Source organism: Longimicrobiaceae bacterium (assembly GCA_036375715.1).
Lineage (GTDB): Bacteria > Gemmatimonadota > Gemmatimonadetes > Longimicrobiales > Longimicrobiaceae > DASVBS01.
The window spans coordinates 18,865-36,435 of sequence record DASVBS010000079.1 but is presented as its reverse complement, the minus strand read 5'-3'; the positions used below and the strand labels follow the sequence as shown (position 1 = coordinate 36,435).

The window sequence follows — 17,571 nt, the reverse complement described above, 5'->3', positions numbered from 1 at the left end:
GCGGGACCGTTTGTAATCTAGCGCGCGGACTTCCCACTGAGAAGCCCGTCAACGGGAGGGTGCTGAAACCGGGCACCCCGAAAGGACGTAGGGTGGAACGAGGTTGTTTTCCCCCGTAGCACAGGAGCGTACCGTGTTCGAGCTGATTGGACTTGTCGCAACGGTCGCCATCGCCGCCCTGGGTTACTTCCAGACCCGTTCGTTCGTGCGGCGCCGGCTGGCGTATGTTGATGCAGTGCATAACGCCGCGGCGCCGGTGGTGGCGGGAGCGGGGGCCTGGTTGGTGTCGCTGCCCATCGTGGCGCTTCTCCCGTTCGTGGGAGCGATGACCGCGTTGCTCTTCGGGGTCGGTGTAGGGGCGGGGGTCGCCGCGGGGGTGAAGGACCTCCGGCGGCGCCTTCCCTCCGGCTGACCCTCCTGGCGGAAAGCGACCGTCGAGGCGATTGCCTCCGGTCGCTTTCTCTTTTCCTCGTCTTTCCTGCCTTCCGATCGGTGTCCCGGCGACACCGACCGACCGTCGTCACTCGCTCCGCTTACTCGGTTGCTCGGCCATCAGCTCTCGGCCTGCAGAGCCTCCCTCAGGGGCTGCAGCAGCGCGGGGTCGTCATCGCGTACCGGACCGATGTGCTTCCAGCGGATGATCCCCTCACGGTCGATGAGGAACGTGTTCGGTACCCCGATCACCCGGAAGTCGTCGATCACCCGCTCGTCCGGATCCAGCCAGATGTCGTAGGTGACGCTGAATTCGTTGGCGAACTCGCGAACGGTCCTCGCCTCCCCTTGGGCGTCCACGCTGACGCCCACCACCCGTAGTCCCTCCTCCGAGAAGCGCTCGTGCAGGCGCTGAAGCGCCGGAACCTCCTCACGACACGGGATGCACCAGGTCGCCCAGACGTTCAGCAGCACGACCTCTCCCTCATAATCCGCCAGCGTAGCGGAATCCCCGTTCAATGCCGCGGCCGCGTACTCCGGCGCGCGCGCCCCCACCTCGGGAGCACGAGGGATCTTTGTCGTGTCGCAGGCCGCCGTTACGGTGACCAGCAGCGCCACCCCCAACGTTCTTGCCTTCATTGCTCTTCTCCCCCGTGCCAGGCGATCCCTCGATTCCTGTCAACCACATACCGTTGGATTCCTGCTTGGATCCCCACCCTCATTCCATGCCGGAGCGTCTCCCGAGGCGAGCAACCGCACGGCCGCGATGGTCGCCTCCACCACCTCGGCGAAATGAGCGAAATCGATCCGCTCCACCTCGTCGTCCGGTCCGTGGTAGTCGGCGTGTAGACCGAAGGAGGAGAGGGTGTGTGCGGGGATACCCTGGCAGGCGAACGCGACGTTGTCGCTGCGCAGGAAAAATTGCTGATCGGGCCGCGGGTCCGGGATCACCGCAAGGCCGTTCCGCGCGAGCTCCGCGCCCAGGCTCGAGCGCTCGTACCCCGTGAGCCACGCACGTCCCGGCCCACCCGCGGCGCTATCTGGCCGGCCGATCATCTCAACTTGTAGATCGGCCACGGTCCGATCGAGCGAAACCACCGGGCTCCGGATGTACCAGCGGGTTCCCAGGAGACCCTGCTCCTCCCCCGTGGTCAGCAGAAAGACGACCGTTCGCGCAGGTGGAGGCCCGGCAGCCAGCGCGCGCGCCGCCGCGAGTACGGCCACTACTCCGGACGCATCGTCATCGGCGCCGTTGTAGATCGAGTCGCCATCGACCGGACGCCCGATTCCCACGTGGTCGTAGTGAGCCCCGACCACGATCGCCTCGTCACGCAGCCGCGGGTCGCTCCCGGGAACGATCCCGATCACATTCGCCGCATGAACACGCTGTTCAGCGGGAACGGAATCGTACTCCGCCCACCCTTCGAGCAGTTGCATCCGGTCGCCGCGGACAAGGGGCACGCGCTGGAAGTAGGCACTATCGCCACCCGGGGTGGCTGAGAAGGCGGGCTGCACCCCGTGTCGCTGCAGCTCCGCGGCGATGAAGAGAGCGGCGCGATCCGCTCCTTCGGTCCCGGTCCGCCGTCCCATCAGTGAATCGTCCGCGAGCGCCTCGAGAGTGGCGCGCAGATCGACGCCCTGGTTGCCACCCCCCTGCCCCTGCGCCGACGCGCGGTCACCCGCGGCACAACCAATCGACGTCAGCGCAACGACGGCGAGCGCACGCCAGCGGATCGAGCTGGAGAGGTGAGTCATCCACGGGGCGGTGGTGGAAGGGGCGGGAACGAAACCGAAGCAATATGGCTCACCGCCGCGGCGCCCGGCAATGTGCTCAACCGAAGGCCTTCACCATCGCCGGACCAGGCCGAACGAAAGCTCAAAACACCTCGGGCGGACCACATGGCCCGCCCGATCCGCATATCCGATGGCGCCGCAACGGCTCACACGCTCGCCATCTGCAGGCTATCGCTCGCGTCGCTCTCTCCCTGCTGAACGCCGTTGCCGTACTCGGATTCCGTCACGGTCAGAGCCGAATACCCATCGCCGTGCGGGATGACCGGCGCGCAGAAGCGGAGGCCGATCTGCTTCAGCTCGGCCAGCTGGGCGTCGGTCAGCGACGGGTAGCACTCGCCGAGGTACTCGATCGTATCGTCCATCCACTCCACCTGGTGTTCCGGCAGTGCCTTGAGCACGCCGCACCGATGGATGTGGCTCATCAGCTCGTCACGGGCAATCTCGAAATCGCTTTTCCGATGCCTGGACAAAACTCCTCCTGGGTGGGGGTGAATGAAGGAACGCGCCCCCCGGGTGTCCATCCCGGAAGGCGCGTCGTCGCTTGAAACGCACCTTGGTGCAGGCAGAACCACTGATACCCGGCCCTACCTGCGAAGTTCCGTCCCGGCAACGCCTTCGACAGTGTCGGCCGGTGCGGATCCCTCGGGCAGCAAGGTGACCTGCACGTATCGTCCCCCATCGAGGAACATCCGCGCGGCACGCCGGATGGTCTCCTCGCTGGCACGATCGAGCCACTCCGGCAGATCGAGGATCCCTTCGAGCGGCCAGTCGTGCTGATCGTAACTGAGCATCCGCTCGATCCAGAAGCGGTTGGTTCGCAGGTCCGTCTGCCGGGCCCGCAGGGCCATCTCCTTCGCCTTCAGGAAGTCATTGCGGGTAGGACCGTACGTCTGCAGGCTGTCGATCACCTGGAAAACGGCCTGAGTCAGCTCGGTCATGCGCTCCGGCTCGCTCCCGAAGGCGATTCCCACCTGGTAGCGCGGGCGAGGCTCGGCCACCGCGCCGGCGCCGACGCTCACACCGTACGTGCCACTCAGCTCCTCTCGGAGCGTCTCCCGGAGTCGTATGCGCAGCACCCCGGCGAGCAGATCGAGCTCGTACAGCCGATCGCGCTCGAACTCGATCGGACCCGTGAAGACGATCTGGGTGCGAGCGCGTGACTCGTGCCCCCGGCGAATCGTCCGTGTGACCACCCCCGACGGAGGTTCGACCCCCGTATCCCTGCCCTTTTCCGTCCGTCCCCGCGACGGCAAGCTACCGAGATAGCGCTCCACCAGCGGACGGAGACTGTCCACCTCGAAGCTGCCGACGAAATAGAAGGTGAAGTCACTCGCGTCGCCGAACCGATCCCGGTAGATCTCGAAGGATCGCTCTACGTCCAGGCGCTCGAAGTCCTCGACGGTGAGCGGAAGAGCCCGGGGATGGTACTGCGAGAGGATCGCCCTCAGCGAGTCGACGAAGACCTGATCGGGGTCGCGCGAGCGCAGGGCAATCGTGGAGCGTGCCTGCTGCCGGTACGCCTCGATGGCGAGGCTGTCGAGGCGCGGGGCGACGAACTTCAGGTGCACGAGCTGGAGAAGCGTCTCCAGGTCCTGGAGCGAAGCCGCCCCGGATACCCCCTCGTGCTGCTCGGAAAGGTCCACGCCGACGCCGGCTACCTTGCCGGCGAGCAGCTTGCGTAGCTCGGTCTGGCTCAGCTCACCGAGGCCGCCGGCCTGGACCACTGCCGGTGCAGTGAGCGCCGCCAGGTAGTCCTCGTCCGACACCAGTGACGATCCACCCGGGCTGCGCCCCACCATCAGCACCTCGTCCTCGCGGAAGTCTGTCGCTTTGGCGAGCACCCGCACGCCGTTCTCGAGCTCCCACTCGACGATCCCGAGCTCCTCGTACTTCCGCTCCGAGACCACCGGTCCCGGCTCCGGCTGGTAGCCGAGCAGCGGCGCATCCACCTGGGTGTCGTCATAGGGAGTCGTGCGCAGCCGCTCCATCGTGCGCACGATGGACTCGAGACGCCATTCCGCGGGCACCCGGATGGTGTCGCTTTCCGGCATGCTGACCAGAATCACCCGGTTCGCCATCCGCATCCACTCCTTCGCGACCGCGTTGACCATCGGCAACGTGATCCCGGGGACCAGCCTGCGGTAGAGCTCGTATTCGTCCTCTGCGGCGACGAGGGTGCCGCCGTACAGGAAATGAGCCGTGTAGTCCGCGGCGAAGCTGGCGGAGGTGATGCGATGCCGCTCGGTGTATCGCTGCTGCGCGCGTCGCAGGAGCTGCGTCTTCTCGCGCTCCAGCTCCGACTCGGTGAAGCCGTGCTGGCGAACGCGCACGATCTCCCGCAGCAACTCCCGCATCCCGCGCTCTACTCCGTTGGGAGGGACTCGCGCGGTCAGCACATAGGCAGACACCGGGCGCAGGAACCGACCCTGGAACGACGACACATCCAGGAAGGGAGAGTTGGGGCGCTGGGTGTACTCGGTCAGCCGGTTGTTGATCATGCTGCTGGCGAGCGTCTCCACGATCCAGCGCCGGTAGTCCGCCACCGTCGTCCACCGGGACGGCTCCCGCTTGGTGTTCAGGCTCACCGTAGCCGCCGTCGCCTCCTCGTCGGTGGCCACGGAAATCAGCGTCTCGTCGTGCTCGGGAACCCCGAAGTTTCGCCGTTCTGGCCCGCCACGCGGGGGGATGTCGGAGAACTGCTCGCGAATCTTCGCTTCCATCGAATCGGGATCGAAGTCGCCCACGGCCACCACGGCCATGAGGTCCGGGCGATACCAGTCTCGATAGAAGCGGCGAGCGGCCTCGATGTCGAACCGCTGGAGCGATTCGCGTGTGCCGATGGGTAGGCGGTCCGCATAGCGACTTCCGCGCAGCAGCACTGGCAGCTGCTTCTCCTGCATGCGCGAGCCTGCTCCCCGGCCCAGCCGCCATTCCTCGATCACCACCCCCCGCTCCTTCTCCACCTCCAGAGAGTCGAAGGAAATACCGGTAGCCCAGTCCTCCAGGATCTGCAGACCGGTGTCGAGCACCCCGGCGGAGTCGGTCGGAACCGTGAGCAGATAGACGGTTTCGTCGAAGCTGGTGTAGGCGTTCACATCGGGGCCGAAACGCATGCCGATGTGCTCGAGGTAGTCCACCAACGCCTGCTTCTCGAAGTTGGTAGTCCCGTTGAACGCCATGTGCTCGACGAAATGAGCGACCCCTCGCTGGTCCTCAGCTTCGAGGACGCTCCCGGCGTTCACCACCAGCCGCAGCTCAGCGCGCGCACGCGGTTCGTGGTTCTCACGGATGTAGTAGCGCAGGCCGTTCTCCAGCTCGCCGATGCGGACCGACGTGTCGGCCGGCAGCGGCTCCAGCGCGGAGGGACGCAACAGGAAGGGCGTGCACCCCGTGAGCAGGCTGAGCAGGAGACCGATGATCGGACGCATGGAGAGGATTCTGCGGACAGAGGGCCGATGCAGCTCCCGAAGACGGGTCGAGGCTCCCGCGGGGCCTGCAGGGCGCATGAAGATGCTACACCTCTTCTTCCCCTTTGATTCCCGTTCCGGCTGCCGAAAGCCAGGATGCAAAAAGCGACGACACCGTCGGCGCCGAGCGCCGACGGTGTCGCTTCTGCCGCTACCCGGCGCGATGCCGTCGATGGCACCGGCCGCTGCGGACCTTTTCGCCAGTTACGATCGGTTACGCACCGATGCGGCGATCGCTTGCCCGTGCCGGGTGGCGTACAGTCGAGTCGTAGGACAAGGATCACCTCCTTTGCTAGGGTGGAACATCGGGCGTGGACACCAGTTCATGCCCTCCGTCCGAAATCGCTCCGCGTTCGGACGCGGGAAGATAACCATCGTTGCTCACCAGGCGCAACCCCTGCAGGGGGGCGGCAGCCGCGCTGCAGGGAGTCTCTCCACCTCTTGCCCGCGCGCCGATTCATGATCCGACGCTGGTCATCAGTGCCGCTGACCCTCCTGGTCGCGACAGCCGCTGTCGCCTGCTCCGACGCGCGGCGGGCGCCTGAAGGCTCCCCACCCGAGGTGGCCGAGGAAGCGCCGATTCGGACCGTTGGCCTGAACAGCGCCCTCCTCGAACGGGCTGTCATCCGTGCCTCCGCACTCCCACGCCTGTACAGCCTGCTCGTGTGGCGGCAGGGAGAGATCGAGACCGAACTGTACTTCCGCGGGCGGGGGCCGGACACGCCCGCGAACATCAAGTCCGCCTCCAAGACCATCATCGCCACGCTGATCGGCATCGCCATCGAAGAGGGGCACCTGGAGGGGCTCGAGCAGCCCATCGTCCCATTCTTCGCCGAATACCTCACCCCCGAACAGGAATCCGAGCGAGCGGGCATCACCCTCCGAGACCTTCTCTCCATGCAGGCGGGACTCGAATCCACCTCCGGACGCAACTACGGGGCATGGGTCACCAGCCCGAACTGGGTTCGTTACGCCATTACCCGCCCGATGGTCGACCAGCCGGGCGGACGCATGCAGTACAGCACCGGCACCAGCCATCTGCTCTCCGCCATCATCACCGAGGCGACGGGGATGAGCACCTACGAATACGCCCGCGAGAAGCTGGCGGAGCCGCTGGGTATCGAGCTCCTGCCCTGGACCACGGATCCTCAAGGGATCTACTTCGGTGGCAATGAGATGCGCATGACGCCGCGGCAGCTCCTCCGCTTCGGCGAGCTGTTCCTGCGCGGCGGCGAGTATGGTGGGCAGCGGATCATCTCGCAGGAGTGGATCCGGGAGTCATGGATCCCGCGCACGCAATCCCGCTTCAATTCGCACCGCTACGGCTATGGCTGGTGGATCAAGGAGGCACGCGGACACTCCGTGTACTTTGCCTGGGGCTACGGCGGGCAGTACCTGTTTCTGGTTCCCGACCTGGAGTTGATCGTAGTCATGACCTCGGCGGCGGACGTCTCGCGCGACGGGGGACACCTGCGCGTCCTTCACTCGATCCTCGATGACGATCTGATTCCGGCGGCGGAGCGAGGAGCGCGGGTTGCGGTACACCGACCGCTTCATTGAGCACTCCAGACACCGCACGATCGCCTTGGCAGCCAGAAATGACTCTCCAGTTCTGGCCGCCCCCCGCCATACAGGCTATCCTGTGCTGCTCTTCGCCCCGTGGTCGAACCGCCGTTTCTTACGTCGTCGGTCCGCATGAACGTAGCCACTCCGCCACCAAAGCTGGCCGGATTGCTGAGCGGTCCTCTGCTGTTCCTTTTTCTCCTGGCATTGCCTGCCCCCAAGGGGATGGATGCCACCGCCTGGAAGACCGCCGCCCTGGCGCTCTGGATGGCGATCTGGTGGATCACCGAGGCCATTCCCATCGCCGCCACGGCGCTACTCCCGCTGGCGGCGTTTCCGTTCCTGCGAGTCGGCTCGATCGAGGAGGCTGCGGCGCCCTACGCGAATCCCGTGATCTTCCTGTTCATGGGCGGCTTCATGATTGCCGCGGGGCTGGAGCGCGCCGGGCTTCACCGCCGGGTGGCGCTGGCCATCGTCCAGGCGCTGGGCACCCGTCCCGCGCGTGTAGTGGCGGGCTTCATGATCGCCAGCGCAGCCATCAGCATGTGGGTGAGCAACACGGCCACGGCCGTGATGATGCTGCCGATGGCCCTCTCGGTAATCGCGCTGCTACGCGAGCCGGGCGAGTCGGGCGAGGCGCAAGCACAGTGGGATCCCGCGACCGAGCGGGCCCAGCGCAACTTCCGGATCACGATGATGCTGGGGATCGCCTACGGGTGCAGCATCGGCGGCGTGGGGACACTCATCGGCACGCCGCCCAACGCGCTGCTCGCCGGCTTCATGGCGGAGAGTTACGGGCGCCAGATCGGCTTCGGTGAGTGGATGCTGGTGGGCGTTCCCCTGGTGGTGGTGACGCTGCCGCTGACCTGGCTGGTGCTGACCCGCTGGATCTATCCGGTGGGCGAGGAGGATGTCCACGGCGGCGCAGAGCTCATCGCCAACCAGCGGCGGGCGCTCGGCCCGCTCTCCAGGTCGGAACGCATCCTCTGCGTCGTGCTGCCCCTGATCGCGCTCGCCTGGGTATTTCAGCCGCTCCTGGCGAGGGTGGTGCCGGGGATCTCGGACGCCGGAATCGCCATTGTCGGCGCCCTTCTCCTCTTCGTGCTCCCGAGCGGGAGCGAGGAGGGAGGTGCGCTCCTGGACTGGTCTACCGCGGCGCGGCTTCCCTGGGACGTCCTCATTCTCTTCGGGGGAGGGCTCTCCTTGGCCGGGGCCATCAATCGCACTGGCCTGGCGAGCTGGCTCGGCGAGTCGCTCGATGCTCTCCAGGGAATCCCACCGGTCGGCGTCGCGACCGCGGTGACCCTGGTGGTGATCTTCCTCACCGAGCTCACCAGCAACACCGCCACCGCGGCCGCCTTCCTGCCGGTGGCAGCCTCGGTGGCGGCGGCTTTCGACACCGATCCGATCCTGCTCGCGGTGCCGGCAGCGCTGGCGGCGAGCTGTGCCTTCATGCTCCCCGTCGCTACACCGCCGAACGCCATCGTTTACGGCACAGGCCACGTGAGTATTCCGGAGATGGCCCGCGCCGGCTTGGTACTCAATCTTCTGTTCACTGCGGCCATCGTGATCCTCACCTGGACCATCGTGGCCGCAGTGTTCGGGGCCTGAGATGGCGGCCTCAGAAAACCCAGCGTACGAGCGGGCTGATGCCGAGGTTCCAGCCGCGCCTCGCTTCCCGCACAGGGAAGTCGTGCGAGGGCTCCAGCTCGACTCCGACCTGGAAGAAGCTCTGCCCCGGCTCCGGCGAGCCGAGCGTCACCAGAATTTGCGGCTGCGCTACCAGGACGGTGCTTGGCTCACCCCGCCCGGTGCGGCGCCAGACGTCCATGAATCCGGCCACCTGCCCCACGGCTGGACCCAATCGAAAAGGCACGTCGTAGACCCAGGTCGCCTGCCACGATGGGTGATAACCTCGCTCCTGCCGGGCAAGGAGCTGCGTGTTCAACACGGCGAAGCCGGGCACCGACCACGCCAGCTCTACGCCCTCCAGGAAGACCCGGTCGATGGGCGTACCGCCCGCCGTCCATCCCCCGTTCACCTGGACCGTCGCCCCGATGTCCCGTAAGGGACCGCCCGGGGCGGGCAGGAGCCCGACGCGCTGCAGGCTGAGCACCGGCGCGTACTCGAGGTATACACCGAGGTCGGTATCGCGCACCGCCAACTCTGACCCCCCGGAAACGTCCGCAAAGAAGAAGTTGCTCCCGTACCGCCACACGCTGAAATGCTGGAGCGTGCCGACCAGAACGGGTGAGTTTTCGGCCTCGGTGAAGTAGGCGAGCAGATGCCCCTCGGTCACGGAGATCCGAGGGTATTCCTCTTCTTCCGGGGCTTCCTCCTGAGCCGCCAACGCCGCCGGGCGAAGGCCCAGCGCGAGGGCGCTCGCCGCCACCGCGATAGCGATCTGTCGAATCAACGTGTTTTCTCCCGTTTCGTGAAGCGGCTATTTATAGGCCGGTGCTCACCGTTCCACCAGTGCACCCAGGCGCTGCCGTCGGGCTTTGGATCGTCCGCGGCCGGCGCTGGAAACGGCTCCCGGGAGCGGCCTACCGGGTTCCGCTCTCAGGTTACGTCGGCGATCCCACCCCAGCAGAAAGACAGATGCGTCTGATTGCAGGCATTTCCGCACTCCTGACCTTCTTCGTTCCCTCGACGCTCGCGGCATTTCAGCAAGAATCCGACTGGGACGTCACCGACTCCCACGGGCCCGGGAAGGTGGTGGAGTTCACCACCGACGAGGGCACCTGGATGTCGGTGGACGTAAGTCCCGACGGACGCCAGATCGTCTTCGATCTCGTCGGCGACATCTACCTCCTGCCGATCGAGGGCGGCACGGCACGGCTGATCCGCGGGGGGCCGGCTTTCGAGACGCAGCCGCGCTTCAGTCCGGACGGCACCCGCATCGCCTTCACCAGCGACCGCGGGGGCCTGGAGAACCTGTGGGTGATGAACGCCGACGGGAGCGAGCCTCGAGAGGTCAGCCACGAGAAGGAGCGACAGGTGAGCAACCCTGCCTGGACGCCGGACGGGCTCTACCTCGTGGGACGCAAGCACTTCCGCAACACCCGCTCGCTCGGTGCCGGGGAGATGTGGCTCTACCACATCGCCGGGGGTGGGGGATCACAGATCTCGGAGAGGCGGAACTGGGAGCAGAACGCCACCGAGCCGGTGGTGTCGCCGGATGGCCGGTACGTCTACTACAGCGAGGACGTCAGCCCCGGGGGCCGCTTCGAGTACAACCGGGATCCGCACGGCGAGATCTATGTGATCCAGCGGATCGACCTGCAGACAGGTGAGAAGGAGACCTGGATCGACGGATCGGGGGGCTCGATGGCACCGCGGCTTTCGCCGGACGGGAGCCAGATGGCGTTCGTCCGCCGCCTCGGCACGCGTACGGCCTTGATGCTTCACGACATGCGGAGCGGCCGCGAACGGGTGCTCTGGGACAGCCTCAGTCACGACCAGCAGGAGGCGTGGGCGCTCTTCGGCACCTATCCCGGCTACGACTGGACGCCCGATGGCTCGAGCATTGTGATCTGGGCGCAGGGGAAGCTGTGGCGGGTCGACGTCGCCAGCGGAAAGCCGCGGCAGATTCCCTTCCGCGCGACGATTCGCCAGCGAATCACCGACGCGGTTCGCTTCCCACAGAAGATCGGCGAGGAGACCTTCTCGGTTCGCATGCTTCGCTGGGTGTCGGTCTCTCCGGACCAGCGGCAGGTGGTCTACAGCGCGCTCGGCAAGTTGTGGATCAAGGAGCTCCCCGATGGAACCCCGCGAAGACTGACCGGCGACCAGGAGAGCTGGGAGCTCTACCCCTCATGGTCGCCCGACGGCCAATTCGTCGTGTACACCACCTGGAACGACCGCGAGCAGGGATCGGTGCGCATCGTCTCCCCTTCCGGCACCAACCCGCGCACCGTTACCAGAGAGCCCGGCCACTACGTCGAGCCGTCGTTCTCGCCGGACGGATCGCACATAGTCTACCGGAAGGTGGGCGGGGATGGACTCCGGGGCGAGCTCTTCACCCACGAGCGCGGCATCTACATCGTACCGGCTACTGGCGGAGAGGCGCGCCGCGTTACCGAAGAAGGATCCCGCCCGCGTTTCAATCGGACGGGCGCCCGGATCTACCTGATCGGCGAGGACGAGGGGCGAACGACTCTGGAGAGTGTGGATCTGCACGGCGGCGATCGACACGTGCACCTGTCCGCGGAAGCGGCAACCGAGATCGTCCCCTCGCCTGACGATCGCTACGTCGCTGTCGTGGAGAGGTACAACGCGTACCTCGCTCCGCTGCCACACACCGGCCGCGCGATCGAGTTCTCCCCGACGAGCACCGAATATCCCGTGCGCCGCATCTCGCGCGACGCGGGACACTACCTGCACTGGACCCCGGATTCACGGCGAGTCTACTGGGCGCTGGGGCCCGAGCTGTTCCACCGGGATCTCGCCGAGACCTTCGAGTTCGCGACCCTCGACGGCCGGCGGGTGCAGGAAGAGCCCACCGCCAGCGGCATCCCGATCGGGTTCGTCGCCACCGCCGATCGCCCCTCCGGACGCATCGCGCTCGTCGGAGGCACCATCATCACCATGGGTCCGCGGGGAGTCATCGAGAACGGCACGGTGCTGGTGGAGGAGAACCGGATCGTCGCCGTCGGGCCATCGGCCGAGGTGACGATACCCGCCGACGCGTCGCGAGTGGACGTGTCCGGTCGTTTTGTGATGCCGGGGATGGTCGACGTGCACGCCCACATCGGCACCGGCAGCGACGGTATCCAGCCGACGACCCTCTGGGGCTTCCTGGTGAACCTGGCCTACGGGGTGACCACCATGCACGACCCCTCGAACGACACGGAGGCGGTGTTCACCAGTGCGGAGCTCATCCGCGCGGGAATGATGACGGGCCCGCGGCTCTTCTCTACCGGGCGCATCCTCTACGGCGCCGACACCGACTACAAGGTGGTCATCGAATCGTACGAGGACGCCCTTTCGCACCTGCGCAGGCTCAAGGCGGTGGGCGCCTTCACCGTCAAGAGCTACAACCAGCCGAGGCGGGACGTGCGGCAGCAGATCGTGGAAGCGGCACGGGAGCTGGAGATGATGGTGGTGCCGGAGGGAGGGAGCACGTTCTACTTCAACGTCACCCACCTCCTCGACGGCCACACCGGAATCGAGCACAATATTCCGGTGGCCCCGCTCTATAGGGACGTACTCACCCTGCTGGCGGAGTCGAAGTCAGGATACACCCCGACTCTCATCGTGAATTACGGGGGCTTGAGCGGGGAATACTACTGGTTTCAGGAGTCGGACGTCTGGAAGGAGGAGCCGCTGCGCCACTTCGTCCCGCGTGCGATCCTGGACGCTCGCTCCCGGCGACGCCAGATGGCGGCCCCCGAGGACTACTCCTACATCCTCAGCGCTCGTGCCGCCAAGGCCGTGCTGGATGCCGGCGGCCACGTTCAGTTGGGTGCGCACGGGCAGCTGCAGGGCCTGGGTGCACACTGGGAGCTCTGGATGCTGGAGCAGGGCGGCATGACCCCGCTGGAGGCGCTACGGACCGCGACCATCGCCGGCGCCGAGTACCTGGGTCTGGATGGCGACATCGGCTCGATCGAGGAGGGAAAGCTGGCGGATCTCGTCGTGCTGCGGGAAAACCCGCTCGCCAACATCCGAAACAGCAAATCGATCGAGCTCGTAATGGCGAACGGACGCCTCTACGACTCCCGGACGCTGGCGCAGCTGGGCAATCATCCGGCCCCCGCACCCGAACCGCTCTGGCAGCAGTTCTCCGGAGGGGCAGCCACCATCACTCACGGGGAGGGGCACTGAGCCGCCACCGCCCAAACCGAAAGGAGCCCGGGTGACACGATCCGACGTCCTCCCCGCAGTCAGCTCGGCCAGCGCTCCGGACCGGCGGGAAGCGGCCGGCGCAAGCGCCGTCTTTCCGCGGCTGCCCGAGGTTCGCCGCGCGGATCCGGCGCTGATGGTCTACTATGCCATCAGCTCGTTGGCCCTCGGGCCCTTCTTCCTCTTCGCCCTGGTGCCGGCGTACTTCAAGTACCACAGCCTGCGTTACACCGTGGAGGAGGACGGAATCTCCATGCGCTGGGGCGTTCTCTTCCGCCGTGAGGTGTCGCTCAACTACGCGCGGATCCAGGACATCCATCTCTCCAGCAACGTGGTGGAGCGATGGCTGGGCCTGGCGAAGATCCAGGTGCAGACCGCGAGCGGCAGCTCCTCTGCGGAGATGACGATCGAAGGACTGAAGGACTTCGAGGGGGTGCGGGACTTCCTCTACGGCCGCATGCGCGGAGCACGGGATCGGCTTCACGCGAGTGCGTCGGGCGAGCAGGCGGCGATGGATTCCGTGCAGCTTCTGGCGAACACCCTGTCGGAGATCGCCGCGGAGCTGCGCCAGATCCGTCGCTCGCTCCCCTCGGGGTCGAGCCAGGAGTCCGAAGATGCCTGAGGGTCTGCGACGGTGGCTGCTGAAGGTGCTGCGGGTGCCGCCTGAGCCGGCGATCCCCGAAGGCGCAAGCGTGCGGGTCTTCCGTGCCGCCCCGGCCTACTTCCGGTATCGCCTGGTCCTGTGGGCGCTGGGGCAGCTCGGAGCGCTCGGAGGCCTGATCGCCGGTCTCATCGGGCTGTCGTTCCTCATGCCCATCGTCACCCATCCGTTGCTCAGCTTCGGGCTCCGCGCGGTGGAAGCCGTGGCGTGGCTCACCTTCGTGGTGCAGCTCCTCTTCAGCCTCGCCGTCCTCCGCCTGGATTTCGACCTGCGCTGGTACGTCCTCTCCGACCGCAGCCTGCGCATCCGCGAAGGGATCATGACCGTGAAGGAGAAGACGATGACCTTCGCGAACATCCAGCAGATCTCGATTCGCCAGAATCCGATTCAGCGCCTGCTCGGCATCGCCGACGTGCACGTGCGTACCGCCGGCGGCGGGGCAGGCGGCTCATCCGCCGGCGAAAAGTCCGGCGAATCTACCCACGAGGCGTATTTCCGCGGCGTCAATAACGCCGACGAGATCAAGGGAGCGATCCAGGACCGGGTGCGCCTGCACCGAGACGCCGGCCTCGGCGACCCCGACGAGCCCGCGGCCCTTCCCCCCGCTCCGACCCTGGAGCCGGTGCTGGCCGCCGCGCGTGAGGTGCTGGCGGAGGTGCGGAGGTGGCCGCGGGTGACGGGGTGACAAGGTGACGGGGGAGGAGGCGCACGCAAAAGACGAGGAGACACGGAGACAAGGAGACACGGAGGGACGAAGCCTCGGGCGACGTGGGACTTGAAGTGCGTAATAGGCGCCCCCCTTCACCCGCGCACCCCTTGTCTCCTTGTCTTGCCCGTCCGTTCACCCCGTCACCCCGTCTCCTTGTCTCCTTGTCCCCTCGTCCCCTTGTCGCCTGTCCCCCGCTACCTCGCTAGCGTCTGCAGATACGCCACCAGCGACTCGACCTCCGCGTCGCTGAGCACGCCGAGGTACGCCGGCATCTCGGCTTCATAGCCGGCGACGATCTGGGCGGAGGGCTGCTCGATGGAGCGCCGAAGGTAAGCCTCGTCGGCGCGGACGCTGCCGCCGCCCTCGAGCGGGCGAGTTGACCCGAAGACGCCGAGAAGGGTCGGGCCCAGCTTGCCCGCGGTCGAGCCATCCACGGAATGGCAGGCGACGCAGCCCACCCGTTGGAAGATGTCCTCACCCCGCGCGGCGGAGGCCTCGCCCTCTTCTTCAACCGTGGTCGACCCGACGGCGGCCAGGCTCGCCTGCCAATCGATCCCTCCCAAGCCCATCGACACCAGGTCCAGCGGCGCCACCCGGTTCACGGTCAGATAGAGCGTATCCGCCATCTCCCTCCCGGCGCTGGTTCGTAGGCGGTACGCCACCTGTAGCTGCATCACCTCGCGCATGTCGGGGAGCACGAGCAGCAGGGTGCGCCCGTCCGGCGCGAGGTGTGCCGCCGCGACCGGCAGCTTCTCCTCTCCGGCGCTCCCGTCGAGCTTGAAATGGCCGGAGCCGTACTGGGAGGTTCGCTGGTAATTCCAGCGGCTGACCGCGTAGGACGCGAGATCCGCCACGCTCTGCGAGTCCAGCGGAACCTCGAAGCGCAGCATCACCCCCTGCTCACCAACCCGCACGGCCTCCGGGATCAGGCTTGGCTCACCGGTGTGGCGGATTCGCGCCAGCACCCGGATCCCCCGCGAGCGGGTTCCCCAGATCTGGAAGCCCGCCACGTAGAGGGCTCCATCGTGGGGGTTGAACTCCGCCTTCAGCAGCGGACCCGAGAAGTCGCTACTGAGCTCAACTGCGCCTCCCTGGGTCACGCCCGCGTTCCGATCCAGGTAGATGCGGAACGCACCAGGGCGGCCGTAGGAGAGGTGGATCAACGCATCCTCCTCGAAGCCCATCGAACCAGCAGGAATCCACGCCTGCCCCGCGCCGGACTGATCCACTTCGTGCGGGATCCAGGTAATCGGGCCCGGGACCTCCGGAAGATCTTCGCGGTGCGCCGTGGCCGGCACACCGTAGTAGCCCCCCGGCTCGAGCTCGTAGACGGGAGTCGTGGGCACGAAATTCCCCTGCTGGTCGGAGGCGGTGACCATGCCGGTCCGCGGATTGACCCCGATGAACGGCTCGCGGAGTCCGGTCGCGAAGGCGCGGATGCTCCGGCCGTCGGCGGAGAGCTCCATCACGGATCCGGAGTGCGCGGAGCCGGCCCGGAAGCCCGGCATGATCGCTGGCGAAGTGCGCGGCCCGTTGTCCAGCGCCCCGCCACGTGAGAGATAGAACCCGCCGCCCGGCTTCGACGCCATGCTGAGCGGAAACTCGCGCGACTCGAGGGTCTGAATGGAGAGATCGGAGAAGTTCTCGTAGAAATCCGCCTCGCCGTCGCCGTTCAGGTCGTGCAGGCGGATGAGGCCGCTGCGACTGTAGACGTAGATCTCGTCGTCGACGATCTCCACGCTCATCGGCTCGTACAACCCGGAGGCGAACCGCCGCCACACGATGTTCTCCAGCTCACCCTCGAGCCCGTCCGCCAGCCACAGGTCTCCCTCGAAGGTGGTCATTGCGGCGCGGCCGTCAGAGAAGAAGGCCAGATCCGCGGGGCGCACATTCCGCCGCCACGGGTTGTCGATCGGCAGGGCGATCTCATCCACCACATAGGCGGCGGAATCCGGGGCGAGCATACCCGAGGTGGCGACGGCGAGATTCCAGTGTCGCGGCCCACCATCTTCGAAATCGACCATCTCGGTCGGGCCCGCAAGCATCTCCCGGAACCTCTCAACCGCGCCCTGCGGCCCCCTCCAGAGGACGACGCGGAAGAGCGCCTCGTCAGAACCGGCAGGAAGCCGAACCACTGCATACCGGTCCTCTACGACCTCCCAGCGCGCATCCGCCGGAGCGCCCGTGATCCCGACCGCCGTCACCGAATCCGTCCCCTTGGTGTGCAGAATGGCGAGGCCTTCCTCCACCTGCGCCCGCTCCAGCGCCCTCACCTCGGCCGCGACCAGCGAGAGGGGCTGCTCCCGACCGCCAACGCGAAAGGTGCGAACGATGCCGACCTCTCCTCCGGCCTCAACGATCCCCGGCTGCTCGTGGATGCTGGTGCCGGCCACCGTATAAGCCAGCACGGCGCGATCGCCGACCACGTACACTCCCTCCCAGCGCGCCCAATCCGCCGGCAGCGGTCCGCGCCCCGGATCCGGCGGGTACGGCCCCGCCGGACGCGGATCCTCGAACCGCGGCTCGCCAGGACTCCAGCCCGGATAGATTCCGGTCGCAAAAACCGCCGTGCCGAGAACCTTGGGGATCTGGTTATTCTTGTTGAGAGAGTCCTGATAGGAGACCTGCGCCATCGCGGTCAGGGAAATGAACTCCCCCCGCCATCCGATCGCCATCCGCAGCAGGTCGGGATCGAAGGTCACGTAGGTGCTGTCCCCCAACAGCAGCACGAGCCCGCGGGTCGCGACGTTGTCGTCCGGCAGAGTGGGATCGACCTCGCGCGCGTCCACCGTCGAGGTGATGAACGGGAAACCCGGCTCCACGAAATCGGCGATGGGCCCGAGGTTGCCCGGGGGGGCAATCTCGATGCTGTCCGGGCCGGAACGACAAGCGGTGAGCGTGCCGACGAGAATCGCTGCGAGCACCGCCAGCGACACCTCGCCGAGCGGCGAAAGATGGCGTATCTGCTTCACGATCGTTCGAGGTGGGAGTAGGAAGGAATGCATAACGGTAGGACGCGACCGCGCAGGACGCCAGCATGAGCCACCCCGTTTCGGGGTCGCCATACCTCGCAGTCGGCGGCGCCGCGGCCGACGACG

At 66.8% G+C, this 17,571-nt stretch carries 12 protein-coding genes; 6 read left to right on the top strand and 6 right to left on the bottom strand.

What is annotated here, in order from left to right; translation table 11 throughout:
* Positions 1-133: 133 nt before the first annotated feature.
* Positions 134-412, top strand: coding sequence for a hypothetical protein (locus VF167_16655; protein HEX6927056.1), 279 nt, complete (start codon positions 134-136; stop codon positions 410-412).
* Between the two features lie 140 nt (positions 413-552).
* Here VF167_16655 and VF167_16650 read toward each other — a convergent pair whose 3' ends face one another.
* The 4 genes from VF167_16650 to VF167_16635 form a co-directional block, all read right to left on the bottom strand.
* Positions 553-1,071 (bottom strand): TlpA disulfide reductase family protein, encoded by a 519-nt coding sequence (locus tag VF167_16650; protein HEX6927055.1) that lies wholly within the window; start codon positions 1,069-1,071, stop codon positions 553-555.
* Between the two features lie 39 nt (positions 1,072-1,110).
* A complete protein-coding gene (locus tag VF167_16645; protein ID HEX6927054.1) occupies positions 1,111-2,187 on the bottom strand; it encodes a M20/M25/M40 family metallo-hydrolase in 1,077 nt (358 codons plus the stop codon).
* 185 nt (positions 2,188-2,372) lie between these two features.
* Entirely contained in the window at positions 2,373-2,696 is a 324-nt protein-coding gene (locus VF167_16640; protein HEX6927053.1) for a hypothetical protein, read from the bottom strand.
* A 114-nt stretch (positions 2,697-2,810) separates the two neighbouring features.
* Positions 2,811-5,654: an insulinase family protein gene (locus tag VF167_16635; protein ID HEX6927052.1), complete on the bottom strand. Its 2,844-nt coding sequence runs from the start codon at positions 5,652-5,654 to the stop codon at positions 2,811-2,813.
* Positions 5,655-6,173: 519 nt separating this feature from the next.
* On the opposite strand from VF167_16635, the gene VF167_16630 reads away from it, so the two are divergent.
* On the top strand, positions 6,174-7,253 hold the full coding sequence (locus VF167_16630) for a serine hydrolase (GenBank protein HEX6927051.1): 1,080 nt from the start codon (positions 6,174-6,176) through the stop codon (positions 7,251-7,253).
* Positions 7,254-7,388: 135 nt separating this feature from the next.
* Positions 7,389-8,867: a DASS family sodium-coupled anion symporter gene (locus VF167_16625; protein ID HEX6927050.1), complete on the top strand. Its 1,479-nt coding sequence runs from the start codon at positions 7,389-7,391 to the stop codon at positions 8,865-8,867.
* 10 nt (positions 8,868-8,877) lie between these two features.
* Here the strand turns inward: VF167_16625 and VF167_16620 are convergent, their stop codons facing one another.
* Positions 8,878-9,672, bottom strand: a complete 795-nt coding sequence (locus VF167_16620; protein ID HEX6927049.1) for a DUF5020 family protein — start codon at positions 9,670-9,672, stop codon at positions 8,878-8,880.
* A 185-nt stretch (positions 9,673-9,857) separates the two neighbouring features.
* Between VF167_16620 and VF167_16615 the strand changes: the two genes are divergently transcribed.
* The 3 genes from VF167_16615 to VF167_16605 are packed head-to-tail and all read left to right on the top strand — an operon-like array spanning position 9,858 to position 14,449.
* A complete protein-coding gene (locus tag VF167_16615) occupies positions 9,858-13,085 on the top strand; it encodes an amidohydrolase family protein (protein HEX6927048.1) in 3,228 nt (1,075 codons plus the stop codon).
* A gap of 31 nt (positions 13,086-13,116) precedes the next feature.
* Entirely contained in the window at positions 13,117-13,725 is a 609-nt protein-coding gene (locus tag VF167_16610; GenBank protein ID HEX6927047.1) for a PH domain-containing protein, read from the top strand.
* Positions 13,718-14,449 (top strand): PH domain-containing protein, encoded by a 732-nt coding sequence (locus VF167_16605; GenBank protein ID HEX6927046.1) that lies wholly within the window; start codon positions 13,718-13,720, stop codon positions 14,447-14,449. Before VF167_16610 ends, VF167_16605 begins: the two co-directional genes overlap by 8 nt.
* A gap of 218 nt (positions 14,450-14,667) precedes the next feature.
* On the opposite strand, the gene VF167_16600 is transcribed toward VF167_16605, so the two are convergent.
* Positions 14,668-17,445, bottom strand: coding sequence for a cytochrome c (locus tag VF167_16600; GenBank protein HEX6927045.1), 2,778 nt, complete (start codon positions 17,443-17,445; stop codon positions 14,668-14,670).
* Positions 17,446-17,571 lie beyond the last annotated feature (126 nt).

What these genes read in the sequence shown, in the direction of transcription:
- VF167_16635 (HEX6927052.1), bottom strand. Translation starts at nt 5,654, where the DNA reads ATGCGTCCGATCATCGGTCTCCTGCTCAGCCTGCTCACGGGGTGCACG.
- VF167_16645 (HEX6927054.1), bottom strand. Translation starts at nt 2,187, where the DNA reads ATGACTCACCTCTCCAGCTCGATCCGCTGGCGTGCGCTCGCCGTCGTT.
- VF167_16625 (HEX6927050.1), top strand. Translation starts at nt 7,389, where the DNA reads ATGAACGTAGCCACTCCGCCACCAAAGCTGGCCGGATTGCTGAGCGGT.
- VF167_16650 (HEX6927055.1), bottom strand. Translation starts at nt 1,071, where the DNA reads ATGAAGGCAAGAACGTTGGGGGTGGCGCTGCTGGTCACCGTAACGGCG.
- VF167_16615 (HEX6927048.1), top strand. Translation starts at nt 9,858, where the DNA reads ATGCGTCTGATTGCAGGCATTTCCGCACTCCTGACCTTCTTCGTTCCC.
- VF167_16605 (HEX6927046.1), top strand. Translation starts at nt 13,718, where the DNA reads ATGCCTGAGGGTCTGCGACGGTGGCTGCTGAAGGTGCTGCGGGTGCCG.